This is a genomic window from Pseudomonas sp. BRG-100, assembly GCF_000737955.1.
GTDB lineage: Bacteria > Pseudomonadota > Gammaproteobacteria > Pseudomonadales > Pseudomonadaceae > Aquipseudomonas > Aquipseudomonas synxantha_A.
On record NZ_JPRX01000001.1, the window covers coordinates 5,564,003 to 5,590,734 of the forward strand.

17 protein-coding genes are annotated in these 26,732 nt (G+C 60.2%); 8 read left to right on the top strand and 9 right to left on the bottom strand.

Features of this window, described 5'->3' with window-relative positions; translation table 11 throughout:
- Positions 1 to 101 precede the first annotated feature (101 nt).
- The 4 genes from lpdA to JH25_RS02755 are packed head-to-tail and all read right to left on the bottom strand — an operon-like array spanning position 102 to position 5,044.
- Positions 102 to 1,481 (bottom strand): dihydrolipoyl dehydrogenase, encoded by a 1,380-nt coding sequence (gene lpdA / locus JH25_RS02770; protein ID WP_032880474.1) that lies wholly within the window; start codon positions 1,479 to 1,481, stop codon positions 102 to 104.
- A 4-nt stretch (positions 1,482 to 1,485) separates the two neighbouring features.
- Positions 1,486 to 2,748, bottom strand: coding sequence for a dihydrolipoamide acetyltransferase family protein (locus tag JH25_RS02765; protein ID WP_032880476.1), 1,263 nt, complete (start codon positions 2,746 to 2,748; stop codon positions 1,486 to 1,488).
- Positions 2,749 to 3,807, bottom strand: a complete 1,059-nt coding sequence (locus JH25_RS02760) for an alpha-ketoacid dehydrogenase subunit beta (protein ID WP_005789444.1) — start codon at positions 3,805 to 3,807, stop codon at positions 2,749 to 2,751. It lies immediately after the preceding gene.
- A gap of 1 nt (position 3,808) precedes the next feature.
- The gene (locus JH25_RS02755; protein WP_005789442.1) at positions 3,809 to 5,044 is read right to left on the bottom strand and encodes a 3-methyl-2-oxobutanoate dehydrogenase (2-methylpropanoyl-transferring) subunit alpha; all 1,236 of its coding nucleotides are present in this window, start codon (positions 5,042 to 5,044) and stop codon (positions 3,809 to 3,811) included.
- A gap of 195 nt (positions 5,045 to 5,239) precedes the next feature.
- On the opposite strand from JH25_RS02755, the gene bkdR reads away from it, so the two are divergent.
- Positions 5,240 to 5,728 (top strand): Bkd operon transcriptional regulator BkdR, encoded by a 489-nt coding sequence (bkdR, locus tag JH25_RS02750; RefSeq protein ID WP_005789440.1) that lies wholly within the window; start codon positions 5,240 to 5,242, stop codon positions 5,726 to 5,728.
- A gap of 121 nt (positions 5,729 to 5,849) precedes the next feature.
- Here the strand turns inward: bkdR and JH25_RS02745 are convergent, their stop codons facing one another.
- Positions 5,850 to 6,713 carry an MBL fold metallo-hydrolase gene (locus tag JH25_RS02745; RefSeq protein ID WP_032880479.1) on the bottom strand — a complete coding sequence of 288 codons (864 nt, stop codon included), beginning with the start codon at positions 6,711 to 6,713 and terminating at the stop codon, positions 5,850 to 5,852.
- 94 nt (positions 6,714 to 6,807) lie between these two features.
- Here JH25_RS02745 and JH25_RS02740 point away from each other — a divergent pair, with 94 nt between their 5' ends.
- From JH25_RS02740 to JH25_RS02710, 7 genes are all read left to right on the top strand, one after another.
- Positions 6,808 to 7,143 (top strand): ArsR/SmtB family transcription factor, encoded by a 336-nt coding sequence (locus tag JH25_RS02740; protein WP_005789341.1) that lies wholly within the window; start codon positions 6,808 to 6,810, stop codon positions 7,141 to 7,143.
- A gap of 51 nt (positions 7,144 to 7,194) precedes the next feature.
- A complete protein-coding gene (locus tag JH25_RS02735; RefSeq protein ID WP_032880481.1) occupies positions 7,195 to 8,439 on the top strand; it encodes an NAD(P)/FAD-dependent oxidoreductase in 1,245 nt (414 codons plus the stop codon).
- Positions 8,440 to 9,246, top strand: coding sequence for a sulfite exporter TauE/SafE family protein (locus tag JH25_RS02730; protein ID WP_032880483.1), 807 nt, complete (start codon positions 8,440 to 8,442; stop codon positions 9,244 to 9,246). It abuts the gene before it with no gap.
- Between the two features lie 309 nt (positions 9,247 to 9,555).
- Complete coding sequence (locus JH25_RS02725) at positions 9,556 to 14,655, top strand: SET domain-containing protein-lysine N-methyltransferase (RefSeq protein ID WP_236648075.1); 5,100 nt, start codon at positions 9,556 to 9,558, stop codon at positions 14,653 to 14,655.
- A gap of 45 nt (positions 14,656 to 14,700) precedes the next feature.
- On the top strand, positions 14,701 to 19,440 hold the full coding sequence (locus tag JH25_RS02720; RefSeq protein ID WP_236648076.1) for an SET domain-containing protein-lysine N-methyltransferase: 4,740 nt from the start codon (positions 14,701 to 14,703) through the stop codon (positions 19,438 to 19,440).
- Positions 19,441 to 19,601: 161 nt separating this feature from the next.
- Entirely contained in the window at positions 19,602 to 21,245 is a 1,644-nt protein-coding gene (locus tag JH25_RS02715) for an MFS transporter (protein WP_032880488.1), read from the top strand.
- Positions 21,242 to 22,387: an HlyD family secretion protein gene (locus JH25_RS02710; protein ID WP_005789334.1), complete on the top strand. Its 1,146-nt coding sequence runs from the start codon at positions 21,242 to 21,244 to the stop codon at positions 22,385 to 22,387. The genes JH25_RS02715 and JH25_RS02710 overlap by 4 nt, the downstream gene beginning before the upstream one ends.
- A gap of 572 nt (positions 22,388 to 22,959) precedes the next feature.
- On the opposite strand, the gene JH25_RS02705 is transcribed toward JH25_RS02710, so the two are convergent.
- From JH25_RS02705 to JH25_RS02690, 4 genes are all read right to left on the bottom strand, one after another.
- Positions 22,960 to 24,240 carry a TRAP transporter large permease gene (locus JH25_RS02705; RefSeq protein WP_032880490.1) on the bottom strand — a complete coding sequence of 427 codons (1,281 nt, stop codon included), beginning with the start codon at positions 24,238 to 24,240 and terminating at the stop codon, positions 22,960 to 22,962.
- 1 nt (position 24,241) lies between these two features.
- Positions 24,242 to 24,769 carry a TRAP transporter small permease gene (locus JH25_RS02700; RefSeq protein WP_005789330.1) on the bottom strand — a complete coding sequence of 176 codons (528 nt, stop codon included), beginning with the start codon at positions 24,767 to 24,769 and terminating at the stop codon, positions 24,242 to 24,244.
- Between the two features lie 63 nt (positions 24,770 to 24,832).
- Positions 24,833 to 25,795: a TRAP transporter substrate-binding protein gene (locus tag JH25_RS02695; protein ID WP_032880492.1), complete on the bottom strand. Its 963-nt coding sequence runs from the start codon at positions 25,793 to 25,795 to the stop codon at positions 24,833 to 24,835.
- A 51-nt stretch (positions 25,796 to 25,846) separates the two neighbouring features.
- On the bottom strand, positions 25,847 to 26,722 hold the full coding sequence (locus JH25_RS02690) for an SMP-30/gluconolactonase/LRE family protein (RefSeq protein ID WP_032880494.1): 876 nt from the start codon (positions 26,720 to 26,722) through the stop codon (positions 25,847 to 25,849).
- Positions 26,723 to 26,732: the final 10 nt, after the last annotated feature.

Genomic DNA, 26,732 nt, shown 5'->3' on the forward strand with positions numbered 1-26,732 from the left:
GTATTGGCTGGTCCACCGTCATCGCGGGCAAGCCCGGCTCCCACATTTGACTGCATTCCAAATGTGGGAGCCGGCTTGCCTGCGATAGCGTCACCGCAGTTTCACAGATGCAAGGCGTGCCCCAGTGCCCGCAATGCCGCTTCCTGCACCGCCTCGCCAAGGGTCGGATGGGCGTGAATGGTGCCGGCCACATCCTCAAGGCGCGAGCCCATTTCCAGGCTCAGGCCGAACGCGGTAGACAGCTCGGACACCCCAGCCCCCACGGCTTGCCAACCGACAATCAGATGATTGTCACGCCGCGCCACCACCCGCACGAAACCGGCTTTGGACTCAAGCGTCATGGCCCGACCATTGGCGGCGAACGGGAAGCTCGACACGATGCAGTCCAGCCCGGCAGCCTTGGCCTCGTCCGGGGTCTTGCCGACCACCACCAGTTCCGGGTCGGTAAAGCACACCGCTGGAATCGCGGCCGGGTTGAATTCGCGGGTCTTGCCGCTGATCAGTTCGGCCACCATCTCGCCCTGGGCCATGGCCCGGTGCGCCAGCATCGGTTCGCCGCTGAGGTCGCCGATGGCGTACACATTGCGCATGCTCGTCTGGCAGCGGCTGTCGATCTTGACCGCCGCGCCGTTCATGTCCAGGTTCAGCGCTTCGAGGTTCCAGCCTTGGGTGTTGGGTTTGCGCCCAACGGCTACCAGCACCTGGTCGGTGTCCAGCGCCAAGGTGTCGCCATTGGGCGCACGCACTTGCAGCTTGTTGTCGGCAAAGCCGGTGACACTGTGCCCAAGGTACAGCTTCACCCCGAGTTTCTTCAGGGACTCGGCCACCGGTAAGGTCAGCTCGGCATCGTAGGCGGGCAGGATATGTTCCTGGGCCTCGACCACACTGACCTCGGCACCGAGCTTGCGATAGGCGATACCCAGTTCCAGGCCGATATAACCGCCGCCCACCACAATCAGGCGCTTGGGCACGCGGGTCGGTGCCAAGGCTTCGGTGGACGAGATGATCGGCCCGCCAATCGGCAGCATCGGCAGGTTGACACTTTTCGAACCGGTGGCCAGCAGCAGGTGTTCGCACTGGATGCGCTGGTCGCCCACCTCGACAGTCTTGCCGTCGATAACCTTGGCCCAACCGTGAACGACCTGCACCTTGTGTTTTTTCAGCAGCGCGGCGACACCCGTGGTCAGGCGATCGACGATGCCGTCTTTCCATTCCACGCTTTTGCGGATGTCCAGGGTCGGCACATCCACTTCAATGCCCAGTTGTGAGCCCTGGCTGTGATGCACGGTCTGCTGGAACTGCTCGGCTACATGGATCAGCGCCTTGGACGGAATGCAGCCGATGTTCAGGCAGGTGCCGCCCAGTGCCTGGCCTTCCACCAGTATGGTGGGGATGCCCAGCTGGCCGGCGCGAATCGCCGCCACATAGCCGCCGGGGCCGCCGCCGATAATCAGCAGCGTGGTGTGCAATGTCTGAGTCATGCCCTTACTCCAGGAACAGGCTGGCGGGTTGTTCGAGCAGGCCGCGAATGGCCTGGATGAATTGCGCCGCGTCCATGCCGTCGACCACGCGGTGATCGAAGGAGCTGGAGAGGTTCATCATCTTGCGCACCACGATCTGGCCCTTGATCACCATGGGCCGTTCGACGATGCGGTTGACGCCAACGATGGCCACTTCCGGCAGGTTCAGCACCGGCGTGCTGACGATGCCGCCCAGGGCGCCCAGGCTGGTCAGGGTGATGGTCGAGCCGGACAGCTCTTCACGGCTGGCCTTGCCTGTGCGTGCGGCGTTGGCCAGGCGCACGATTTCTTCGGCAGTGCCCCACAGGCTGCGGGCTTCGGCGTGACGCACCACCGGCACCATCAGGCCCACGTCGCTTTGCGTGGCGACGCCCACATGTACCGCGCCGAGGCGGGTAATGACCTGGGCTTCGTCGTCGTAGCGAGCGTTGATCTGCGGGAAGTCGCGCAGCGCCACCACCATGGCCCGTACGATAAACGGCAGCAGGGTCAGCTTGCCGCGTGTCGCACCGTGCTTTTCGTTGAGATGCACGCGCAACTCGTCGAGGGCGGTGACGTCGATTTCTTCCACGTAGCTGAAATGCGCGGCGCGCCGGGTGGCGTCCTGCATACGCTGGGCGATCTTGCGGCGCATACCGATCACCGGGATCTGGTGTTCATCATTGCGCTCGGCGTAAGGGTTGGCGGCGCTGGCGCTGGTGGCCGGCCCCTGGTGCAGGTACGCCTCCAGGTCTTCGTGCAGAATCCGGCCCGCAGGCCCTGTGCCATGGACCAGACGCAGTTGAATTCCGGCATCCAGCGCGTGCTTGCGCACGGCCGGGGAGGCCAAGGGGCGCTCACTGGCGTCGCGGGCCACGGGTGCTTGCGGCGCCTTCACGGCAGGCGCGGGTTTGCTTTCTACCGGTGCGGGTGCCGGTTTGGCTTCGGCCACGGGCGTGGTCTTCATCGGTTCGGCAGCCACCGGCACATCCTTGGTGTTGCCTGCGCCTTCCACTTCAATGCTGATCAAAATACTGCCCACCGCCATGACTTCACCCGGCTCGCCGCCCAGGGAAATCACCTTGCCGTGGACGGGCGAGGGAATATCCACCATCGCCTTGTCGGTCATCACATCCGCCAGCACCTGGTCTTCAACCACCAGGTCGCCGACCTTCACATGCCACACCGACAATTCAACTTCCGCGATGCCTTCGCCAATGTCCGGCATCTTGATAACGTGCGTGCCCATTCAGACCTCCATGACCCGTTTCAACGCCGCACCCACTCGGGACGGCCCTGGGAAATACGCCCACTCCTGCGCGTGCGGGTAGGGCGTATCCCAACCGGTGACGCGCTCGATCGGCGCTTCCAGGTGGTGGAAGCAGTGCTCTTGCACCAGCGATACCAGTTCGGCGCCAAAGCCGCAGGTGCGCGTGGCTTCATGCACCACCACGCAACGTCCGGTCTTTTTCACCGACTTGACGATGGTTTCCAAATCCAGCGGCCACAGGCTGCGCAGATCGATGACTTCGGCGTCGATGCCGGTTTCTTCGGCGGCAACTTGCGACACATACACGGTGGTGCCATAGGTCAGCACCGTCACAGCCGAACCTGGGCGCACGATGGCGGCCACGTCCAGGGGCACGGTGTAGTAACCGTCCGGAACCTGCGCTTGCGGGTGTTTTGACCACGGCGTTACCGGGCGATCGTGGTGGCCGTCGAACGGGCCGTTATACAGGCGCTTGGGTTCCAGGAAGATCACCGGGTCATCGTTCTCGATGGAGGCAATCAGCAGGCCCTTGGCGTCGTAGGGGTTGGATGGCATCACCGTGCGCAGGCCGCAGACCTGGGTGAACACCGCTTCGATACTCTGGCTGTGGGTCTGGCCGCCGTAGATGCCGCCGCCGCAGGGCATACGCATGGTCAAGGGCGCGGTGAACTGGCCGGCCGAGCGATAACGCAGGCGCGCCGCTTCGGAAATGATCTGGTCGGTGGCGGGGTAGACGTAGTCGGCGAACTGGATTTCCGCCACCGGGCGCAGGCCATACGCGCCCATGCCCACGGCTACGCCGACGATGCCGCTTTCCGAGATCGGTGCGTCAAACACCCGTGAGCTGCCGTATTTGGTCTGCAAACCTTCGGTGCAACGGAATACGCCGCCGAAGTAGCCGACGTCCTGGCCGAACACCACCACGTTGTCGTCACGTTCGAGCATCACATCCATGGCCGAGCGCAGGGCCTGGATCATGGTCATGGTGGTGGTGGTCATGGCGGTTTCCAGTTCGATGCTGTTGTTGTGGTCGTTCATGTCACACCCCCAACTCTTGACGCTGGCGCTTCAAGTGCTCCGGCATCTCTTTATAGACGTCCTCGAACATGGTCGCGGCGCTTGGAATCTGGCCACCGGCGAGGGTGCCGTACTGTTCGGCTTCCTTCTGCGCCTTGACCACTTCGGCTTCAAGTTCGGCACTGACCGCCGCATGTTCCTCTTCGGACCACTGGCCAATCTTGATCAGGTGCTGCTTGAGACGGGCAATCGGGTCGCCCAGGGGGAAGTGGCTCCAGTCGTCGGCTGGACGGTATTTGGACGGATCATCGGAGGTGGAGTGCGGGCCGGCGCGATAGGTGACCCACTCGATCAATGTTGGCCCCAGGTTGCGCCGTGCGCGTTCGGCAGCCCAGGCCGAGGCGGCATACACCGCGATAAAGTCATTGCCGTCTACCCGCAGGGAGGCGATGCCGCAGCCCACGCCGCGTCCGGCGAAAGTGGTGGCTTCACCGCCGGCGATGGCCTGGAAGGTGGAGATGGCCCATTGGTTATTGACCACGTTGAGTATCACCGGCGCGCGGTAGACGTGGGCGAAGGTGAGGGCGGTGTGGAAGTCCGATTCAGCGGTGGCGCCGTCGCCGATCCAGGCCGAGGCGATCTTGGTATCGCCCTTGATCGCCGAAGCCATGCCCCAACCCACGCCCTGCACGAATTGGGTGGCGAGGTTGCCGGAAATGGTGAAGAAGCCCGCCTCTTTGACCGAGTACATGATCGGCAACTGGCGACCCTTGAGCGGGTCGCGCTCGTTGGACAGCAGTTGGCAGATCAGGTCTACCAGCGGTACGTCGCGGGCCATCAGAATGCTTTGCTGGCGATAGGTGGGGAAGCACATGTCGTCGATGTTCAAGGCCAGGGCCTGGGCGCTGCCGATGGCTTCTTCGCCAAGGCTTTGCATGTAGAACGACATTTTTTTCTGGCGCTGGGCGACCACCATGCGGTTGTCGAAGATGCGCGTCTTGAGCATGGCGCGCATGCCTTTGCGCATGATCTCGGTCGAAACACCCTCGGCCCACGGCCCGAGCGCCTGGCCCTGGTCGTCGAGCACGCGGATCAGGCCCTTGGCCAGGTCGGCGGTGTCGGCGGGTTCTACGTCGATGGCGGGTTTGCGTACCAGGCCGGCGTCGGTCAGACGCAGGTAGGTGAAGTCGGTCTTGCAGCCTGGACGGCCCGAAGGTTCGGGAACGTGCAGGCGCAGCGGTGCATACGGCTGGGTCATGGCTTTCTACGCTCTATCTTGTGAATTTCTTGTAGTGGGCGCGCTAGCTGACAGTCAGTCTTCGGGTAGAAGAAATCTTGTCCTACAACAATCATAGGCGTGGCGTAGAAGAATATTTATCTGTGTTTCATTGCGCTCACCGTCATTTGCGGATAAAAAAACTGCATAAACATAATAAACAGGTGATTTTGTCTCATGCGCAAACTGGACCGTACCGATATCGGCATTCTCAACGCCCTGCAGGAGAATGCCCGCATCACCAACGCCGACCTGGCCCGCTCGGTCAACCTGTCGCCCACGCCGTGTTTCAACCGGGTCAAGGCGATGGAAGAACTGGGCCTGATTCGTGAGCAGGTCACGTTGCTGGATGCTGACCTGCTGGGGCTGCACGTCAATGTGTTCATCCATGTAAGCCTGGAAAAGCAGAATGAGTTGGCGTTGCAGCAGTTCGAAGGGGCGATCTCGGACCGTCCCGAGGTGATGGAGTGCTACCTGATGGCGGGTGATCCGGATTATTTGATCCGCGTGCTGGTGCCGACGATCCAGTCGCTGGAGCGTTTCATGATGGACTTTTTGACCAAGGTGCCGGGGGTGGCAAACATTCGCTCCAGCTTTGCCTTGAAGCAGGTGCGCTACAAGACGGCGCTGCCGCTGCCAGCCAACGGCATCAGCCTGGGCAACTGACTCAACGCGGTAAAAATGTGGGAGGGGGCTTGCCCCGATGGCGGTGTGACAGTCAACTTATGTGTAGCTGATCCACTGCTATATCGGGAGCAAGCCCCCTCCCACATTTTTTTACTGTATTTCAAAGTTGGTTGAGGGGGATCTTCAGGTAGGTCACGCCGTTTTCTTCCGCCGGCGGCATATGCCCCGCCCGCACATTCACCTGGATCGCCGGCAGCAACAAGGTCGGCATTCCCAGCCCGGCATCACGCTGGGTACGCATCTCTACAAACGCCGCTTCATCCACGCCATCGTGCACATGAATATTCCCCGCCCTTTGTTCCGCCACAGTGGTTTGGCACTTGGCCTCACGCCCCTCAGGCGGATAGTCATGGCACACATACAGCTTGGTATCCGAGGGGAACGCCAACAGCTTGCGCATCGATGCGTACAACTGCCGCGCATCGCCGCCGGGGAAATCGCAGCGGGCGGTGCCGACGTCGGGCATGAACAGCGTGTCGCCCACCAGGATCAAGCGGCCGTCGATCAAGTAGGCCATGTCGGCAGGGGTGTGTCCCGGCACATGCAGGGCTTGGGCTTTCAAACCGCCGATATGAAAGACCTCATCCGGCGCAAACAGGTGATCGAACTGCGATCCGTCGACGCGAAATTCCGGCTCCAGGTTGAACAGGTTTTTGAACACACCCTGCACCTTGCTGATCGATTCGCCTATCGCGATCTTGCCGCCCAAGGTGCGACGCAGGTAGGGCGCGGCGGAAAGATGATCGGCATGAGCGTGGGTTTCCAGCAACCACTGCACCTGCAAGCCATGCTCGCGCACGAACGCGATCACCTTGTCAGCCTGGGCGGTATCGGTACGCCCCGACGCCGGGTCGTAGTTGAGTACCGAGTCGACAATGGCACAGGGGCCGCCATCCGCTTCATAGACGATGTAGGTATAGGTCGACGATGCGTCATCCAGAAAGGCTTGAATCAACGCTGGCATGGCGGCTGTCCCCAATGAAGAAAAAAGTGGTTACAATCAGTTTACGTTTACACATAATGTTTTGAGCTTAAGTGACATAAAGGACCCGAAGCAAATGGAATCTACCTTGAGTGAGGGCGAAGTCGCCCAGTTGCGTGCGTCGGCGTCCAAGGCTTGTTCCTTGCTCAAGGCCCTGGCCAATGAAGACCGACTGTTGATCCTGTGCCAGTTGACCCAAGGCGAGCGCAACGTCGGCGAGCTGGAAGCCCTGACTGGCGTGCGCCAGCCCACGCTGTCACAACAGTTGGGCATCCTGCGCGATGAAGGGCTGGTCGCCACCCGCCGAGAAGGCAAATACATTTTCTACGGGCTGGCCAGCCATGAAGTGATTCAAGTGATGAAGACCCTGTCCGGGCTGTATTGCGGCGCGGTCATAAAAAGCTGGGCGTGACGCCATCCGGCAGCGACCCTTGTGTGCATTGACTCAAAAAGGCAGTAGACAATGACCGAACAACACTGGGGACCCACCATCAGTGGCGATATCGTAGTCATCGGCGGCGGCTCGGCAGGCATCGGCCTGCTGGCCAGCCTGCTCAAGCGCGATCCGCAGTTGAACATCATCCTGATCGAGCCCAACGATTACCACTGCTACCAACCGGCCTGGACCCTGGTCGGCGGCGGCGCCTACGACCTGCAAAAGACCCGCCGCCCCCTGGCCGATGTGCTGCCCAATGGCGTCAGTTGGGTACAGGCCGCCGTCAGCGAAGTGCTGCCCGACGAGCAAACCCTGGTGCTCGACAGCGGTCAGCGCGTCACCTGGCAAAACCTCATCGTCTGCCCCGGTCTGCGTCTGGCCTGGGAGAAAATCGAGGGCTTGCCAGACACCCTCGGCCAGCACGGCGTCACCTCCAACTACAGCTATGAGCACGCCGCCTACACCTGGCAACTGGTGCAGCAACTCAAGGGCGGCAAGGCGCTGTTCACCCAGCCTGCCATGCCGATCAAATGCGCCGGAGCGCCGCAAAAAGCCATGTACCTGTCCTGTGATCACTGGCTCAAGCAGGGCGCACTGAAAAACATCGAGGTGGAGTTCAACCTGGCCGGCGCTGCGTTGTTCGGCGTGGCGACCTTTGTGCCGCCGTTGATGAAATACGTCGAAAAATACAACGCGCGCCTGGCGTTCAACTCCAACCTGGTAAAAGTCGACGGCCCGGCGCGCAAAGCCTGGTTCGAAGTCAAGGACGCCGAAGGCAACGTGAGCGTCGAAGAGAAAACCTTCGATATGTTGCACGTCGTGCCGCCGCAGCTGGCCCCGGACTTTATCCGCGAAAGCGAGCTTGCCGACGCCGCCGGCTGGTGCGAAGTAAACCCCCACAGCCTGCAACACCTGCGCTACCCGCATATCTTCGGCCTTGGCGATGTGTGCGGTACCACCAACGCCAAGACGGCGGCCGCGGTGCGCAAGCAAATCGTGGTGGTGGCCGAGAACCTGCTGGCCCTGCGCAAACAGGCGCCATTGCCGCTCAAATACGACGGCTACGGCTCCTGCCCGCTGACGGTGGAGAAGGGCAAGGTGGTACTGGCCGAGTTCGGCTACGGCGGCAAGCTGCTGCCGACCTTTCCCCTGGACCCGACTCGGGCGCGCCGTTCGATGTGGTTCCTCAAGGCCACGCTGCTGCCGTGGTTCTACTGGAACGGCATGCTCAAGGGCCGCGAGTGGCTGACCCGTCTGAGCAAGGTGGACTGAATGCTGCTGGCCAGTCTGTTGGGTGTATTGATGGGCCTGGTCATGGGCCTGACCGGCGCGGGCGGCGGCATCCTTGGGGTGCCGGCGTTGGTGCTGGGGCTGGGGTTGACGATGACCCAGGCCGCGCCGGTGTCGTTGCTCGCAGTGGGTGCGGCAGCGGCGGTGGGGGCCATCGATGGCTTGCGCCATGGCCTGGTGCGTTACCGTGCGGCGTTGTTGATCGCCTTGCTCGGCGCGCTGTTTTCGCCGTTGGGCGTGTTCGTCGCCCACCAACTGTCGGAGCCCGTGCTGATGGGGTTGTTCAGCGCGCTGATGGTGCTGGTGGCCTGGCGCATGCTGCAACGGGAAAAGCGCGAGGTGGGGCCAAGTGACCATGGCGCCGCTTCATGGGGCCAGAAGAATTGCATGCTGGATCAACAAACCGGGCGCTTCTCCTGGACCGCCAAGTGCAGCGCCACCCTGGCTGCGCTGGGAGCTGTGACGGGTGCTGTATCGGGCTTGCTGGGCGTGGGCGGCGGCTTCCTGATCGTGCCGGCGTTCAAACAACTGACCGACGTGCAGATGCGTGGGATCGTCGCCACGTCGTTGATGGTGGTCAGCCTGCTATCGCTGATCGGCGTGGCCGGTGCGTTTCATGCGGGCGTGAGCATCGAGCCGGTGGGCTGGGTGTTTATCGGCGCGAGTGTCGTCGGCATGTTGGCGGGAAGGCGGTTGTGTTCGGTCATCCCCGCGCGGGTGTTGCAAGTGGGGTTCGCCAGCCTGTGTGGGGTGGTGGCGATTGGCATGTTTGTCAGCGCGTTGCTCTGACGCGGTACCGGTGCACGGTCACGAAGTCTTGCAGTTGGTCGGGAACCTCCTCATTGGGTGCTGACACTCAGTGAACGGCCGCAAGCGCCGGACTCCTCGACTACGCATAGGCGTTTTATGACAAGCATTACCGCTGCAAGTACGCATTTTTCGCTTCCCCTGCCGACAGATGAACATCCGTCATCACCTGTGACCGATGGCGTCGACACCTCAATGACGTCCCCTCGTCTCAGCCAGGATAGACCGATACCCAGCAGCCCGGCGCCCTCGCTGGGTAATCTGGGAGGCGCATTATCCTGGTCGGTTCCCTTGAGCGCAGACGAACAGCGGCGCTTGCGTCTTGTCACGATGAATCACCAACACGCCCTTGGCGATCAGCCGTTGGTGATGCAAACCCAGGGCGGGGTGCTGGAGTTTCTGCGGTATCGGCAGCCGCTGCCGGCAGAGGCGGGCGACGACCCGGCTAAAATACTCCAGGCACTGGTCAACTCCCCGCAAGGGCAGCGGATGGGCAAAGCGCTACAGCAAACCATGCAAGGCGTTGACAGCGAAAGCAGCGCAAGCGATTACCTGCTGGCCGCTATCGCCCTGCAGATGGACCCTGAGTCGATCACTGCGCCCGGTCGCAACAGCGTTGCCGGTTTCGACCTGGGCAGTGACACACGTGGGGGGCACCACGCCTCCAAGGTTGTGGCCGGCTTGGCCGAACATTTGAGCAGTACTGGCAAAACCAGCGCTGCACTGGCGAGTGTCGGTGCGTACCTGTTGCTGGCCAAGGCGGCACCGCAGTTTCTGATCAAAGACATTCCCCCGACCGTAAAGGTTGGCAGTCAGGCGTGGGCCAGCCTGACGATGGCTGCGATGACGATTGAGGCGCACACACCCGGCAAAGTCCCTGGTATGACGTTTGCCCAAGTCATGAGTGAGGCGCAAGAAGCGCAGCGGGTCGACCCTGCAGTTACCCAAGCGGCACAAACCCTGGCATTGCTGGACTGGGCCGTGGCGAGCGGCGTGCTCAAAAAAAGACAGGATGGCGACTATCTCCCCGTGCAACTTGAATCGGCAAGGGTCGCATTCAACGCGCAACAGGACGCCCGGCTCGTTGCTTCCCAGGCACTGGACACAGCACTGCCCACTCGAAAAGAGGTCGCACTGGCCAAGCTCAAGGAGCGTTTCGGCGACCTTGGCGCATTTTTCGAAGAGAAAGCATTCGCGATTGATCAGCACTATGTGGCGATTGAAGGGGGAGGGATTTCGCTATTGGATATCGCCATGATCGACTGGCTGGAACCCCGGCTCTTCAGGGCGTATGAACCGAGCAGTTCACTCAAGGGCAATGACCTGCGAAGGGTGCTGACGCGTTTGAACGCCAACCGGCAGTTTGGCGTGCCGGCTGAATTCGAACGGCAGTTCAGCCGTGCGATCGAGGAAAAAAAAGCCGCCGTCAATACAGTGGTCAGGCACATGATTTCGCAACTGCCGTTGGAAGATCGCCAGCGCCTGGAGTTTGGGAAAATCAGCTTTTTCCAGGAAGGCTCATACGTCATGGATGGTCATTTCAATAATACGTATGGTCAAAATAAACCGGGGCTGCTGGTTAAAACTGAACTGCAGGGCGTGTCGCACGCCTACGTCATCGACTTCAATAAAGGCACGATTGAAACAGCGAGCCTTTACGATACGAAGATCAGGGCGGACAGGGTTGGCAACAAGGTAACGACGACCAAAACGTTCACGCCCAGCCACAAAGCAGATGATCTTGGGCGTGAGCGCCCGTTGGATAACGGGCCATGGGAGAGCTTTACCAGTGCTCGATCCCATGGGATTGCCACGGCCTTTGTCGAGCACTTGGATCTCGACGATCCGGCTATCAAGTTGCAAGCCCGTGGGCAGACGGCCTTGGACACGGCGAACGCGCAGTTGAGCGAGTTTTTGTTGAACTTGATCCCCTTCAGGTCCGCCATTGTCAATTTTCAAAACGGCAAGTACGGGGACGGGGCTTTCGATCTCTTGCTGGATGTTTTCGGCTTTCTTACCGCCGGCACCGCCACCGCCGGAAAATTGCTCAAGGTCGGCCGCTCGGCGCTTTCCACCGGCGCCAAGGCATTGCGGGCGGCCAAGGTCATCGGTGTGGCGGCCATTGACGTGCTCAACCCTGTGGGAGGGATGGGCGATTTGCCCAGGTTGGTGGGTACCGCTGGCCTCTATGTACTGTCCAAAGGCATCAAGGCCGTCAACAAACTCAGAGGCGCCACTGGCAGCTACGAAGTGTTGAAAACTATCAGCAAACAGTACGACGTCGCGGCAACAGGCACCTTGAAGGTGGGAGGCCAGACAGTGGAAGGGGCTGCTGTGCTCAAAGGCGGCAAGTGGTATTCATTTGACGCTGACACTATGCGACCTTATGGCAGCCCGCTTGAGCAGTTCAAAGTATCGACCCAGGCTGTCGACGGTGAGGTGGACACGGCGCACATCGATGGGCTGAGTGAGTTGAGCCATGAGCTGTTCGGGCACTTCAAAGTGCCAGACCGCAAAATCGTGGGGCTGTCACGCAATAGTCAGGGGGTGTATGTGGCGGCCGATGGGCACATGTCGCATATACGCCATACCGACAGCAACGGTGATACAGCGGTATATGAGGTGCGCCAGGTTTCGCGCACGGACGACGGTGTTGTGCAGGCGCGGGTTTATCACAACAACCGGCAAACCGAGTTGCTGGTCCAGCATGTACAAGGTGACGAATGGCAGCGCCTGGGGGCGCCTGGTGGCGGGCAGATCACCGCTGAACATTTGCGGGCCTGGGAGGCGTTGTCGCCGGATGAACAGGCCAGTCTTACCCGAAAGGGCTTTGCCAAAAAGAATCACCTCCCCCAGAAAACCTTTGAGTACTACGTGAAACCTGACGGCCAGTTGAGCGATACCGGTGTGATCGTGCGTGACCGCCCCGCCAACGCATTCACCGATAAGGTGACCGAAACGCATGTGCGTGATTGGCAAAACATGACACAAGCGGCGCGTGACGAAATGACCTTGGACGGGTTTATCGGCCTTCATAACCTTCGACCGGGAACATTCAAAAGTTATGTGCGCCGGGATGGCACCCCCATGATCAGGGGCGAAGCGCTGCTCAAGTCGTCCGTCGCCCCCAGAAGCAACCAAATTACCGATGATCATTTACGCCAGTGGGATGAGCTTTTCAGGAGCCCGGACAACACATTGACGTCTGCGCAGTTTGTTAGCCAACACGGGCTCAGCCAACGTAGCTGGGAGATGTACGTCAAGGCGGATGGTTCTTTAAAGGAAATGGGCGCGCAGCGCCTGGAACAGGCACGGCAAAATGCCGCACTGGCGTCCGCAGGCCAGGCCCCGCCCTCCATGGCTGATCATTTGCGCGCTTGGCAGGCGCTGTCTTTGGAGCAACAACAAAGCCTTACCCGTGAGGGGTTCGCCCGGCAAAAACACCTCCACCCGAGAGTTTTTGAGCGCTACGTGCAACCCAATGGTCAACTGACCGCTACCGGTGTGGCAGTGCGCGACCGCCTGCCCGGCACGCCCTTCTATACGGTGACTGAAACCCATATCCGTGACTGGCAAGACATGACACAGGCGCAGCGTGACGTAATGACCCTCGAAGGGTTTGCCGAGCTTTATCACGTCAATCCGGGCTCGTTCAAAACGCATGTGCGGCGAGATGGGACCTTGGGGCCAGTCGGCAGGGAGTTGATGGACAGGGTAGCCGGGGTCGTCCCTAACAGAATTACCGATGACCATCTTCGCCAATGGAAAGCGCACTTCGAGAGCCCGGATAACGCGGTCACGCAAGCGCAGTTCACCCGCGAGAACGGGCTCCATCCTGCTACGTGGAGGGACTGGGTCAACCCTGACGGCTCCTTGAAAAACACCGCCAGGGAACGTCTTGAGCGCGCTGCACTGGGGCCCGCGGCCCATGCTCCGAGGGCGCCGATGCTATTGATCACCGCCGAGCATCTGCGCGACTGGGAGGCGCTGCCGCTTGCGCAACAGCAAGGCTCTGCCCGTAAGAACTTTGTCCGACATAGACACATCTCCCATAGAACCTTTGATCACTACGTGCAGCCTGACGGCAAACTGAGCCCTGCCGGCGAGCTTGTGCGCGACCGCGCGGCCAACACACCGGTTGACAAGGTGACCGAAACGCACATCCAGGCGTGGCAAAACATGACACAGCAGGCGCGGGACGCCATGACCAGGGAAGGTTTTGCCGGTCACCATAACCTCAGTGCACACTCATTCAGATCACATGTACGGGCAGACGGTAGCCTGTCGGCCACCGGCGAAGCACTGGTGAGCAGCGCAACCGATGGCACCTATAGGCGGATCACCAGTGACCTTTTACGCCAGTGGCAAGTGCGTGCCACCAATGCGGACAACTCAATGACGCAAGCGCAGTTCTTGCACCAGCACAGGCTTAATCCAAGCGTCTGGACGAAGTACGTTAAAAGTGACGGCTCCTTTACAGCGATTGCTGTCCAACGTCTCGAACGGTTACAGCAAAACACTGGACCGCGTCTCACGCCCCAGCAACCTGCTGTGGATACTGCACGAAAACGACCGGCATCAGACCCTCTGGACCCGCCGCAAGCGAAGGTTGCGGATCTGACCTTGCACGCCGATACGCCTCAGGGCGTAGAGGCCCCGGGGCCAACGTTGGCAGTCCCGCCTGTCGTTATCAAGGTTGAGCCCAGTGATTTCCAGACACTGCCCCGCCATCAGATCGACAACACACTGCCGATCCTGCAGGACCCGGCGAACCCCAGGCTCAGCTTGACTCAAGCACTTGAAGGTCCTATCGATGACATCCGTATCGCCTACTGGAATGGTGTGCTTGACGGGCTGGATAGCGCAACAAAGGCGCGCGTTTCAGCCCAAATCAAGGAATCGATCAAAGACTGGCTGCGAACCGAAGGTCAACACCAGTCTCGGTTTGAGGAGGCTATGGAAGTGGTCACGCCGCTGGACGATGGTGGGCCGGCTCGCGGCACTTCGGTGTGGGCGCGGCGCGATATTCCTCAATATGAAGTGCTTGGTCCGTATGCAGGCAAATATCACCCAGACGAGGCGTCGTTGTTCGAGGAGCAACGCAAGCAAGGCTCGCGGGCTGTAATGACCTACCTGTTTGGTACCCGTTCGGGTACGCGGACGGTGAGTGGGCTGCACACGGGCAACACCCTGAGCCTGATCAACACCTCGCAACTGGGCGATGGGCCAGCGTGGAGGTCCAACAATGTCGTGTCCATCTCGGTCGGGAAAAACCTGACGTTCTACGTGGCGCTGAAGGACATCAAGAAAGGGGAAGAGTTATTGCTGGACTATGGACCGTTCTATAAACCGGTACCTGATATTGCGATCAAACCGGATCCTGATCGCTGAGTTCAGTGCTCGGCGCGTCAGCCTCCGCCCCCTAGCACCCCATGAATGAGCGAAAGCGCCTGCTGGCGCTTTCGTCAGGACGCTTCCTCGACAATGGACAGGTCGTTTTTTATGACAAGCATTAGCGCGGCACACACGCATTTTTCGCTTTCACCGCCTGCTGCTGAAAATCAGTCGGCGCCCGTGACCGACACCTCGTTGACTCCCCAGCCTCCCAACCAGGATGTGCCGTTGCCCGGCAACCCCGCCCCCTCGCTGGGGCATCTGGGCGGGGCATTGTCCTGGCCGGTTCCCTTGAGCGCAGACGAACAACGACGCTTGCGTCTTATCACGATGAATCACGCACATCATCTGGGCGATCAGCCGCTGGTGATGCAAACCAAAGGCGGCGTGCTGGAGTTCTTGCGGTATCGCCAGCCTCTCCCGGCGTCTGTGCAGGACGACCCTGCCAAGATGCTCGAAGCGCTGATCCGTTCCCCCCAGGGACAACGGATGGGCAAAGCGCTGCAACAAAGAATGCAGGGCATTGACAGCGCGAGCAGCGTGACGGATTACCTGCTGGCAGGCATCGCGTTGCAGATGGATCATGAGTCGATCAGCGCCCCGGCGCGCAACAAAATAGCTGGGTTCGACCTTGCCAGTGACCATTATTGGGGCCACCCCCCATCGGCAGTCGTGGAAGGCTTGGCCGAACACTTAAGTCGCACCGGCAAAACCAGCGTTGCGCTGGCAAAAGTCGGTGCGTACCTGTTGCTGGCCAAGTCGGCTCCGCAGTTTCTGATCAAAGACATTCCCCCGACGGTGAAAGTCGGCAGCCAGGCCTGGGCCAACCTGACCATTGCCGCCATGACGAGCGAAGCGCAGGCACCGGGCAAAGTTCCCGGCATGACGTTTGCGCAGGTCATGAGCGAGGCTGAAAACGCCCGACGGGTTGACCCTGTGGCCACTCAGCATGCCCAGGCTGCCGCGTTACTCGATTGGGGCGTTGCGAATGAAATCATCCCCAAAAGAAACGCTGACACCTACACCGCTGCACAACTTGAAACCGTCAGAACCGAGTTCAACCAACAGCTTGATGAGCGGATGTCTGCTTCAAAAATACTGGACAAGGCAATACCGACGCGAACAGAAATCGCACAGTTCAAGTTGCAGGAGCGGTTTGGAGACTTGGGCGCGCTGTTTGAAGTCAAAGCACTCAGCACTGATGCGTCTCGCGTGGAGCACGGGCAAAACGGGATAAGCGGCACACATTCACTCTTGGACTACGCCAAGATGGACTTGCCGAATCCGAGGCCGCTGAAGTCGAGCGACTCCCGCATCCCCGTAGAGGCGCTGAACAATAATCCTACGTTCGGCGTTCGGGAGGCTTTCGAACAGCAGTTCACCAGCGCCATCCAAGCAAAAAAGGCTGCCATCAATACAACCGTCAGGCACCTGATCTCGCAGCTACCATCTGCGGATAGGAGGAGCTTGGAGTTTGGAAAAATCAGCTTTTTCCAAGAAGGCTCATACGTCATGGATGGTCATTTCAATAATACGCAGGCTCAAAATAAACCTGGACTGTTGGTCAAAACTGAATGGCATGGCACAACAAAAGCCTACGTTATCGACTTCAATAAAGGCTCGATTGAAAGGGCGAGCGTGTACGCAGCGCAGGTTCAGGAGTCCAGGGCAGGCAAAAATGTTTCTACGACCAAAGCGTTCACACCCCGTCATAACGCAGATGATCTGGGTCGTGAACGCCCGTTGAGTGACGCACTTGTGAATAGTTTCACCAGCGCTCGATCCCGTTCGATTGCCGACGCCTTTGTCCAACACCTTGATCTCGATGATCCCGCTATAAAAGAACAGGCGCGCGGGCAGACACCCCTCGACGAGTATTACAGCCCCAAGCCGTTGAACGATTTTTTGTTGAACCTGATCCCCTTCAGATCGGCCATCGTCAATATTCAGAATGGTAAATATGGTGAGGCAGCATTTGATCTCATGCTGGACATCTTCGGCTTTGTTACTGCGGGGGCCGCCACGGCTGGAAAACTGCTCAAGATCGGCAGCGCTGTTCTCTCCAGCGGTGCAAAGGTGCTAAAGGCTGCCAAAGTCATTGGCGTCGCCACGATTGACTTGCTCAATCCGGTGGGTGGTTTGGGGGATTTGGCAAGGCTAGTGGGCAGCGGCGGCTTGTATGTACTGTCCAAAACCGTCAATAAACTCAGAGGTGCCACCGGCAGTTACGACGTATTGAAGGCGATCAGCAAGCAGTATGACGCAGCGGCGACAGGCGTGGTGAAGGTGGCCGAACAGACGGTGGAGGGAGCCGCCGTGCTCAAGAACGGCCATTGGTATGCTTTTGATGCCGACGCGATGCGACCCTATGGCAGCCCGCTCGAAGAGTTCGTGGTCGCAACCCAGGCTGTCGCCGGTAAGGTGGGCGCTCCGCACCTCGAAGAAGTGAGCGAACTGAGCCATGAATGGTTTGGTCAGTTCAACGTGCCTGAGTCGCGTATTGCTGGCCTTTCACGTAATGGCCAGGGCGTGTATGTGGCCGCCGATGGGCACCTGTCTCATATACGTCATATCGACAGCCACGGTAAGGCGGCGGTGTACGAAGTCCGCCAGGTGTCGCGCACGGAGGACGGCGTTGTGCAGGCCCGGGTTTATCACAACAACCGGCAGACCGAGTTGTTGGTCCAGCATATACAGGGTGACCAATGGCACCGCCTGGGGGCAACCGGTGGTGCAAAGCAAATCACCGCTGAACATTTGCAGGCGTGGGAAGCATTGCCGCGCCAGGAGCAAATAAGGCTTACCCCCAAGGGTTTTGCCCGCCAGCACCAACTGCCCTGGAAAACGTTTGAGTACTGTGTGAAAGCTGACGGTCGACTGAGCGAGACTGGCTTGATCGTGCGCAACCGCCCCGCCAACACGCCGTTCAACAAGGTGACCGAAGCGCATATCCAGAGTTGGCGAAGCTTGACTCGGCATGAGCGTGGCGCCATGACCTTAGACGGGTTTGCCGTTCATCATCACCTGAATTCGCATACGCTCAAAAATTATGTGCGGGTCGATGGCAGCCTGGGGCCAGAGGGTGAAGAGCTATTGGGCAGGGCTGCCGGTACTGCCTATGAGGTAATTACCGATGAGCATCTACACCAGTGGCGCACGCTCTTGGCACAACCGAACAACGTAGTGACGTCAGCGCAGTTCATGAGCCAACACAGGCTCAGCCCAGGCAGTTGGAGTCGCTTCGTTAAAAAGGATGGTTCCTTGAAAGAGGCGGCCGTGCGACGTCTCAATCAGGCCGAGCAAAACACCGCGCTCGCCCCCACCTTCCAGACTTCGGCACGCAAACAGATCATTACGGGTGAACATCTACAGGAGTGGGAGGCGTTGTCGTCCGCGCAACCGCGCAGCATTACCCGTGAGGACTTTGCCCAGCAGAGGAACCTCTCGCCGAAAACCTTTGCCTACTATGTGCAGCCTGACGGCCAGTTGAGTGATACCGGCAAGATTGTGCGCGACCGCGCGGCCAATACACCCTTCAATACACTGACCGAAACGCATATACGTGATTGGCAAAGCAAGACGCAGCAGGCGCGTGACGCAATGACCATGAACGGATTTGCCGGCCATCATCACCTTAATCCGAGTACGTTCAAAAATGGTGTGCGGCAAGATGGTGGCCTTGGGCCGGCCGGTGAAGCGTTGTTGAACAGGGCGGCCGGTCTCACCTATACCGCGCTTACTGATGACCATCTACGCCAGTGGCGGGCGCTCTTCGCTCAATCGAACAGGTCAGTCACGCAGTCGCAGTTTTTGAGCCAACATGGGCTCAACCCAAACACTTGGCATCAGTACGTTAACGCCGATGGCTCTTTAAAAGCGGCGACCGTGCAACGCCTCAATCGGGCAGAGCAAGATATCCCGCAGCTCCCCGTGCCCGAGCAACCGGCTGCGAGTGCAACACGAAAACGGCCTGCGCAAGACCCTCTGGATCCGCCGCCGTCGAAATCTTCGGATCTGAACACTCCCACCGACACGCCATACAGCGAACAGATCCCAGGTTCGTCTTCGGACATCGTCGTTATCAAGGTTGAACCCGACGTTTCCCCTGTACTACCTCGTCATCAGATCGACAATACTCTGCCGATTCTGCAGGACCCGACGAACCCCAGGCTCAGCTTGACCCAATCACTTGAAGGCCCTATCGAGGACATTCGTATCGCCCACTGGAATGGTGTGCTTGACGGTCTGGATAGCGCAACCAAGGCACGCGTATCAGCCCGGATCAAGGCGTCGATCAAAGACTGGCTGCGGACCGAATGCCAGCACCAGTCCCGGTTTGATGAAGTCCTGGAAGTGGTCACGCCGCTGGATGATGGTGGGCCGGCGCGCGGCGCATCGGTGTGGGCGCGGCGCGATATCCCCCAATTTGAAGTGCTTGGCCCGTATGCCGGCAAGTACCATGCAGACGAGGCGTCGTTGTTCAAGGAGCAACGTAAGCAAGGCTCCCGGGCTGTACTGACTTACCTGTTCGGTACACGTTCGGGTGTGCGTACGGTGAGTGGGCTGCACACGGGTAACACTCTGAGCCTGATCAATACCTCGCAACTGCGCAATGGGCCGGCGTGGAAGTCGAACAATGTCGTTTCCGTGGCGGTCGGGAAAAACCTGACGTTCTATGTGGCGCTCAAAGACATCAAGAAAGGTGATGAGTTGCTGCTCGACTATGGGCCGTTCTATAACCCTGTGCCTGAGATAGCGATCAAGCCGGACCCCGATCGTTGAGGTGAGCCGCTCGGCGCAGGCAGTGGGCCAGCCGATGCCGCCTTTAGGCCGTTTGAAGATCAATTGTGCGTTCGCCATGGAAAGATGCGCGCTGCTCAGGTTTACTACTACCTGAGTAAGCGCTTCACCGACCTTGCACGTCGGCTCACCAAGGTCACCGAATGGATAAATACACCCCCCACACCTGGCAGCCCCACGAGCGGCCGAGCCTGCCCGGCTCGCCGTCGACGCCGCTGCACCCCACCCACAGGCGCTGGCTGTTTGCGCTGGTGGGCGTGCTGGTAGCAATCACCGGTGGCCTGGGCAATGCCCTGGTTATCGCCAACCTGCAATACCTGCAAGGCGCACTGGGCGCGACCACCGCGGAAATGGCCTGGCTGCCCGCCGCGTATGTCATGACCAACGTGTGCATGAACCTGCTGCTGGTGAAGTTTCGTCAGCAGTTCGGCCTGCGTGCGTTTACCGAAGTATTCCTGGTGTTGTATGCGCTGGTGACTTTCGGCCACTTGTTTGTCAACGACCTCAACTCGGCCATTGCGGTGAGGGCGGCTCACGGCATGGTCGGCGCGGCGCTGAGTTCGTTGGGTTTGTACTACATGATCCAGGCGTTCCCGGCCAAGTGGCGCTTGAAAGCTCTGGTGCTGGGGCTGGGCACCGCGCAATTGGCGCTGCCCCTGGCGCGGCTGTTTTCCGAAGACTTGCTGCAGATCGCCGAATGGCGCGGGTTGTACCTGTTTGAACTGGGCCTGGCGCTGATCTGCCTGGGTTGCGTGTTCCTGCTCAAGCTGCCGCCCGGTGACCGCTTCAAGACCTTTGAAAAACTCGACTTCCTCACCTTCGCCATCCTTGCCACTGGCGTTGCTTTACTGTGTGCGGTGCTGTCCCTGGGGCGTATCGACTGGTGGCTGGAAGCGCCGTGGATCGGTGTGGCCTCGGCCTGCTCGCTGGTACTGATCATGGCGGGGCTGGCCATCGAGCATAACCGCAGCAACCCGATGCTGATGACGCGCTGGCTGGGCAGCGGCGTGATGATTCGCCTGGCCTTGGCGGTAGTGCTGATTCGCATGGTGCTGTCCGAGCAATCCACCGGTGCGGTGGGGTTCATGCAAATGCTGAACATGAGCTACCAGCAAATGCATACCTTATATGTGGTGATGCTGGCCGGGGCGATTGCCGGGCTGGTGGTCAGCGCGTTGACGATCAACCCGGCGCACCTGTTGATGCCATTGGTGATTTCCCTGGCACTGATGGCGACAGGTTCGGTGATGGACAGTTTTTCCAGCAACCTGACGCGCCCGCAAAACCTCTACATCAGCCAGTTCCTGCTAGGCTTTGGCGGCACGTTCTTCCTCGGGCCGACCATGGTGCTGGGCACGAAAAACGTGCTGACCAACCCGCGCAACCTGGTGAGCTTCTCGGTGATGTTCGGGATTTGCCAGAACCTCGGCGGCCTGATCGGCGCGGCGTTGCTGGGCACCTTCCAGACCGTGCGCGAGAAGTATCACTCAAGCATGATCGTCGAGCACCTGACCTTGATCGACCCCCGTGTGGCGGCGCGAGTGCAGAGCGGCGGGTCGGCCTACGGTGGCATCGTCGCCGACCCGGAACTGCGCAACCTGATGGGCATCCGCAGCCTGGCCACGGCGGCCACCCGTGAAGCGAATGTAATGGCTTACAACGATGTGTTCATGCTGATCGCGATTATTGCGATCCTGACCATGCTGTGGATCTTCACCCGCAGCCTATGGTTGATGAGCACCACCAAGGCAATCCCTCCTGTTCAACCCAGCGGCGCGACTTCATGACCGAACCCTCAACCACCACCACAACCGCCATCGCTGCCACACCGGAAGGCAGCACGCCACCGGGCGCCGTGCCCACCCAATTGCGGCCTTTGCGCGTGCGCATCATCTCGTCCCTGGGTTTTGCCGCCATCGCCATCATCGGTGTGCTGATCGTGCTGTACGCCTGGCAGTTGCCGCCGTTCAGCAGTGCGGTGGAAACCACCGAAAACGCTCTGGTGCGCGGGCAGGTGACGATTATCGGCCCGCAACTTGGCGGCTATGTGTTCGAAGTACCGGTGCAGGATTTCCAGTATGTAAAAGCGGGGGACCTGCTGGTACGCCTGGATGACCGCATCTACAAACAGCGCCTGGACCAGGCCCTGGCGCAGCTGGCCGTGCAGAAAGCGTCGCTGGCCAATGTGGTGCAGCAACGCAACAGCGCCGAAGCGACCATCAAGCTGCGTCAGGCCGCGCTGGTCGACAGCCAGGCCCAGGCGCGCAAGAGTACCGCTGACTTGCGTCGCAACGAAGAATTGATCAGCGATGGCTCGGTGTCCAAGCGCGAACTGGACGTGACCCGTGCCGCCAATGCCCAGACCATTGCCGCCGTAGCCCAGGCCCAGGCCAGCCTGGAAATTGCCCGGCAAGACCTGCAAACAGTGATCGTCAATCGCGGCTCCCTGGAAGCGGCAGTCGCCAGTGCCGAGGCGGCGGTGGAGCTGGCGCGGATCGATTTGTCCAACACCCGCATCACCGCGCCACGCGATGGTCAGTTGGGGCAGATCGGCGTGCGCCTGGGTGCCTACGTTAACTCCGGCGCGCAATTGATGGCCCTGGTGCCCAAGCAGCTGTGGGTGATCGCCAACATGAAGGAAACCCAGATGGACAATGTGCAGGTCGGCCAGCCGGTAACCTTCACCGTTGACGCGCTGAACCATCGCAAATTCCATGGCACGGTGCAGCATATCTCGCCGGCAACCGGCTCGGAGTTCAGCCTGTTGCAGGCGGATAACGCCACCGGCAACTTCGTCAAGATCGCCCAGCGCGTGCCAGTGAGGATTACCGTGGACCCGGACCAGGCCGAGAGCGAGCGGTTGCGACCTGGGTTGTCGGTGGTGGTGAGTATCGATACGGCAGGGCGCCTGAAAAACAGCCCACCCTGACCCTGACACAGTGCAGAGCAAAATGTGGGAGGGGGCTTGCTCCCGATTAGCACAGGTATCTACACAACTTTGCATTCGCCAACAGTAACCACGATGCGCAGCGAGCCGCTCTTGATCTTGATCTTGATCTGCTTTTGATCTCAGGCGCCCCGTTAAACCACGCTGGCCGGAATTCGACAGGGATTTGGGGGGTAAACCGGCAGGGATGCCGGTTTAGCCGCCCCGCGCCATGGATGGCGCGTGGCGGCGGCCCCCCAAATCCATGGCGGATTACGGGCACACCGAGCCTAGGCGAGGTGCCGAGTGGTGGGGCAAGAGCCCTTTTGGTTACTTTTGAGGCTCTTTTCCAAAAGTGACCCGCTGTAAAAGCGGAACCAATAGCGGCCGTTACCCAAACACCGGATATGTACTCGGTCTGATCCAGCACCCTGGTCGGCCCGGAGGCCGCCATCGGGAGCAAGCCCCCTCCCACATTTGACCAAGGTGTGTCACGTGGGCGCCTGTCGATTGTGAGGCCGTCAGGTGAGCAACCCCCCTCTCACATTTGCTCACCTGTATTCTGACGATTGGGTTTACAGCACCACGCTCGGCAACCACAACGACAGTGCCGGAATGTAGGTCACGGCCATCAGCACCAGAAACAGCACCGCATAAAACGGCAGCAGCGCCTTCACGGTTTTCTCGATGCTTACCTTGCCCACCGCCGCGCCGACGAACAACACCGCGCCCACCGGAGGCGTGATCAAGCCGATGCCGAGGTTGACCAGCATGATCATGCCAAAGTGCACCGGGTCGACGCCGATACCGAGGATCACCGGCAACAGGATCGGCGTAAGGATCAGGATCAGCGGTGCCATGTCCATCACCGTGCCGAGCAACAGCAGCATGACGTTGATGCACATCAGGATCAAGTAGCGGTTGTCCGACAGGGTCAGGAACAGCGTAGTGATCTTCGCCGGGATCTGCATCAGGGTCATGATGTAGCCGAAGCTGGCGGCGAAGGCGATGAGGATCATCACGATGGAAATGGTGCGTACCGTGCGATGCATCAGCTTGGGCAGCTCGCGCCATTTGTAGTCGCGGTAGATGAACATGGTCACGAAAAACGCCCACAGCACCGCGATGGCCGCCGACTCGGTGGCGGTGAAGATGCCCGACAAGATGCCGCCGAGAATGATCAACATGGCCATCAGGCCCCAGAGTGCATCAGCGGCGATCTTCAAGGCCTGCTTCAAGGGGATGACTTCGCCCTTGGGGTAGTTGCGCTTTTTCGCGAAGATCAGGCACAGCACCATCAGGCACGCGCTCATTAAAAGGCCCGGCACCACGCCGGCCATGAACAGCGAGGCGATTGATACCGTGCCGCCGGCGGCCAGGGAGTAGAGCACCGAGTTGTGGCTGGGCGGGGTCAGCAGCGCTTGTACCGAGCCACTCACGGTCACCGCCGTGGCGAACTCCCGTGGGTAGCCACGGCGTTCCATCTCCGGGATCAGCACCGAACCGACCGACGCGGTATCGGCCACCGACGAGCCTGAGATCGCACCGAAAAACGTCGACGCCATGATGTTGACCAGCGACAGCCCGCCGCGCACAAAGCCCACCAGCACCCCGGCAAACGCCACCAGCCGCCGCGACATGCCGCCCTCGGCCATGATCGCTCCGGCCAATACGAAGAATGGAATCGCCATCAGTGAAAACTTGTTCACCCCGCCCGCCACCTGGATCATCAGGGCCTGGAACGGAATGTCGATCCACCACGCGCCGATCAGCGCCGACAAGCCCAGGGCGTAGGCCACCGGCATACCGATCAGGATCAAGGCGATAAAGCTGCCCAGCAGAATCAATGCGTCCATATCAGGCAGCCCCTTCGCTTTCTTCAACCAGGTCGAAACGCACTACGCGCCGGTGGCTCTGGTCGCCCAGTAGAAGTTTTTCCAGCACGAATATCAGGGTCAGCAAGCCGCCAATCGGGATCGGCATATAGGTGATACCCACACGCAGGGTAGGGATGGCGCTCATGAACTGGTTCCAGGTGGACAGGCACAGCTTGGCGCCCCAAATGGTCATGAACAGGCAGATGGTCGCCATCAACAGTTGCGAGACGATGCCGACAACGCGGCGCTGAGCATCAGGCAGGCGATCAGTGATCATCGCCACCGACATATGCGCCCCGGCGCGGTAGCTGGCAGCCGCGCCGATAAAGGTGAACACCAGCATCAGCAGGATCGCAGAGGGTTCCGGCCAACTGGAGCCGGTGCCGAGAATATAGCGGGCGAAGATGCCCCAGGGAATGATCAGCGCGACCCCCAGGACCGAGAGGCCGGCGACCCAGATGCAGGTCATGTAGATACGGTCGTTGATGCGCAGCAGTAGATTCTTCATGGCGTTCACCGTGACCGGGCGCGTCGATACCGACCGCGCCGGGCCTTGTCAGGGAGGAGGGCGTTACTGAACGGCGTCGATACGCTTGATGATGTCGGCGTAAGGCGCACCGTACTTCGCGCGAACCTGCGCGGTGGCGTCATAGAAGGGCTTTTTGTCGACGGTGATGAACTCGACCCCGGCCTTTTTGAGTTTCTCTTCACTGCTGGCCGACTTGGTATCCCACAACACACGCTCGTCAGCCTGGGCGGCCTTGGCGGCTTCCTTGACCATGTCCTGCTGTGCGGCGGTGAGCTTGTTCCAGGTGATTTTCGACATCACGATGGGCTCGGGCAGGATCAGGTGTTCGGTGAGGGTGTAGTACTTGGCGTTCTGGAAGTGGTTGTGTTCCAGAAGCGTCGGCGGGTTGTTTTCTGCGCCGTCGATCACCCCGGTCTGCAAGGCGCTGAAGATCTCGCCGGTGTCCATGGCGATACCGTTGGCGCCCATTGCATTGAAGGCTTCGATGAAAATCGGGTTGCCTTGCACGCGAATCTTCATGCCCTTGAGGTCTTCGATCTTGCGCACTGGTTTCTTGGTGTAGAGGTTGCGCGTGCCGCCGTCCATCCAGGCGAGGGCGACCAGGCCGAACTCGGAATCGGTGATCTTGGCGAGGATCTCATCGCCGATTTCGCCGTCAATCACCTTGCGCATATGCGCCTGGTCGCGGAACACGAACGGCAGGTTGAACACATTCACGTCCGGCACCACCGGGCCGACGATGCCAAGGCTGACGCGGGTCATTTGCACGGCGCCGACCTGGGCCTGTTCGACGACTTCCTTCTCGGAGCCGAGCACACCGCCCGGGAAGTACTTGAAGGTCAATTCGCCCTTGCTTTGCTGGGTCAGGGCCTTGCCCATGTTTTCTTCGGCGACCACGGTGGGGTAGCCAGCGGGGTGGATATCGGCAAACTTGATTTCCAGCGCGTGGGCGGCGCTGCTGAGGGCCAGGAGTGTGGCAGCGAGCAAGGTGCGTTTGAAGTCCATGGGCGGTGATTCCTGTCTTGTTATTGTTGTATTCAAGGCACAGCGATGCAGCTAGAGGATGAACTGGGGTTCGGGCAATCCCTTGACGCCGGGGTTGAGGGCAAACACGCCGCCGGACAGCGAACTGTCACGCTGATCGTCACGAATGGAGGTGACGTACAGGGTGTCCAGGCGACTGCCGCCGAAGGCGCACATGGTGGGTTTTTTTACCGGTACGGTGAGGGACTGGTCGAGGCGACCGTCGGGGGTGAAACGGTGGACCAGGCCGGCATCGTTGGCGCAGATCCAGTAGCAGCCATCCGCGTCGACAGCTGCACCATCGGGCCTGCCGAGAAAGTCATGCATGTCCACAAACACCCGGCGGTTGGACGGCGCACCGGTGTCGATGTCGTAGTCGAATGCCCAGATCTGCTGCACTAGCGGGTGTGAATCAGAGGCATACATTGTGCGGCCATCGGGGCTGAAGGCCAGACCGTTGAGGGTGATGAAACCATCGAGCTGCGCATGGGGCGCCGTGCCAGACGCATAGCGATAAAGGGTGCCCTCAGCGGCGTTCAACCCCATGTTCAGCACCATGCTGCCGGCCCAGAAGCGGCCTTGGCGATCACAGCGGCCGTCGTTCAAGCGCATGTCCGGGCGCGGATGTTCGACACCAGCCAAGAGCGTAGTGTCGAGGCTGCCGTCGTTGTGCGGGGTCAGTTCAAAGAAGCCGGTTTCCATGCCTGCCACCCAGTTGCCCGCTTGGGTACGGGCGATGCAGGCTAGCATCTGCGGGGCCTTCCAGGCACGCAGGTGCCCGGCAGAGGCGTCCCAACGGTGCAAGCCACCGTTGGGGATGTCCACCCAATAGAGGGCGTTTTCTTCAGGCACCCATATCGGGCATTCCCCCACGGCGTTGCGGGCATCGACAATCAATTCTGCAGTCATGGCCACTCAT

What these genes read in the sequence shown, in the direction of transcription:
- lpdA (WP_032880474.1), bottom strand. Translation starts at nt 1,481, where the DNA reads ATGACTCAGACATTGCACACCACGCTGCTGATTATCGGCGGCGGCCCC.
- JH25_RS02735 (WP_032880481.1), top strand. Translation starts at nt 7,195, where the DNA reads ATGACCGAACAACACTGGGGACCCACCATCAGTGGCGATATCGTAGTC.
- JH25_RS02765 (WP_032880476.1), bottom strand. Translation starts at nt 2,748, where the DNA reads ATGGGCACGCACGTTATCAAGATGCCGGACATTGGCGAAGGCATCGCG.
- JH25_RS02745 (WP_032880479.1), bottom strand. Translation starts at nt 6,713, where the DNA reads ATGCCAGCGTTGATTCAAGCCTTTCTGGATGACGCATCGTCGACCTAT.
- JH25_RS02760 (WP_005789444.1), bottom strand. Translation starts at nt 3,807, where the DNA reads ATGAACGACCACAACAACAGCATCGAACTGGAAACCGCCATGACCACC.
- JH25_RS02695 (WP_032880492.1), bottom strand. Translation starts at nt 25,795, where the DNA reads ATGGACTTCAAACGCACCTTGCTCGCTGCCACACTCCTGGCCCTCAGC.
- bkdR (WP_005789440.1), top strand. Translation starts at nt 5,240, where the DNA reads ATGCGCAAACTGGACCGTACCGATATCGGCATTCTCAACGCCCTGCAG.
- JH25_RS02740 (WP_005789341.1), top strand. Translation starts at nt 6,808, where the DNA reads ATGGAATCTACCTTGAGTGAGGGCGAAGTCGCCCAGTTGCGTGCGTCG.
- JH25_RS02710 (WP_005789334.1), top strand. Translation starts at nt 21,242, where the DNA reads ATGACCGAACCCTCAACCACCACCACAACCGCCATCGCTGCCACACCG.
- JH25_RS02755 (WP_005789442.1), bottom strand. Translation starts at nt 5,044, where the DNA reads ATGACCCAGCCGTATGCACCGCTGCGCCTGCACGTTCCCGAACCTTCG.
- JH25_RS02715 (WP_032880488.1), top strand. Translation starts at nt 19,602, where the DNA reads ATGGATAAATACACCCCCCACACCTGGCAGCCCCACGAGCGGCCGAGC.
- JH25_RS02720 (WP_236648076.1), top strand. Translation starts at nt 14,701, where the DNA reads ATGAGCGAAAGCGCCTGCTGGCGCTTTCGTCAGGACGCTTCCTCGACA.
- JH25_RS02705 (WP_032880490.1), bottom strand. Translation starts at nt 24,240, where the DNA reads ATGGACGCATTGATTCTGCTGGGCAGCTTTATCGCCTTGATCCTGATC.
- JH25_RS02700 (WP_005789330.1), bottom strand. Translation starts at nt 24,769, where the DNA reads ATGAAGAATCTACTGCTGCGCATCAACGACCGTATCTACATGACCTGC.
- JH25_RS02690 (WP_032880494.1), bottom strand. Translation starts at nt 26,722, where the DNA reads ATGACTGCAGAATTGATTGTCGATGCCCGCAACGCCGTGGGGGAATGC.
- JH25_RS02730 (WP_032880483.1), top strand. Translation starts at nt 8,440, where the DNA reads ATGCTGCTGGCCAGTCTGTTGGGTGTATTGATGGGCCTGGTCATGGGC.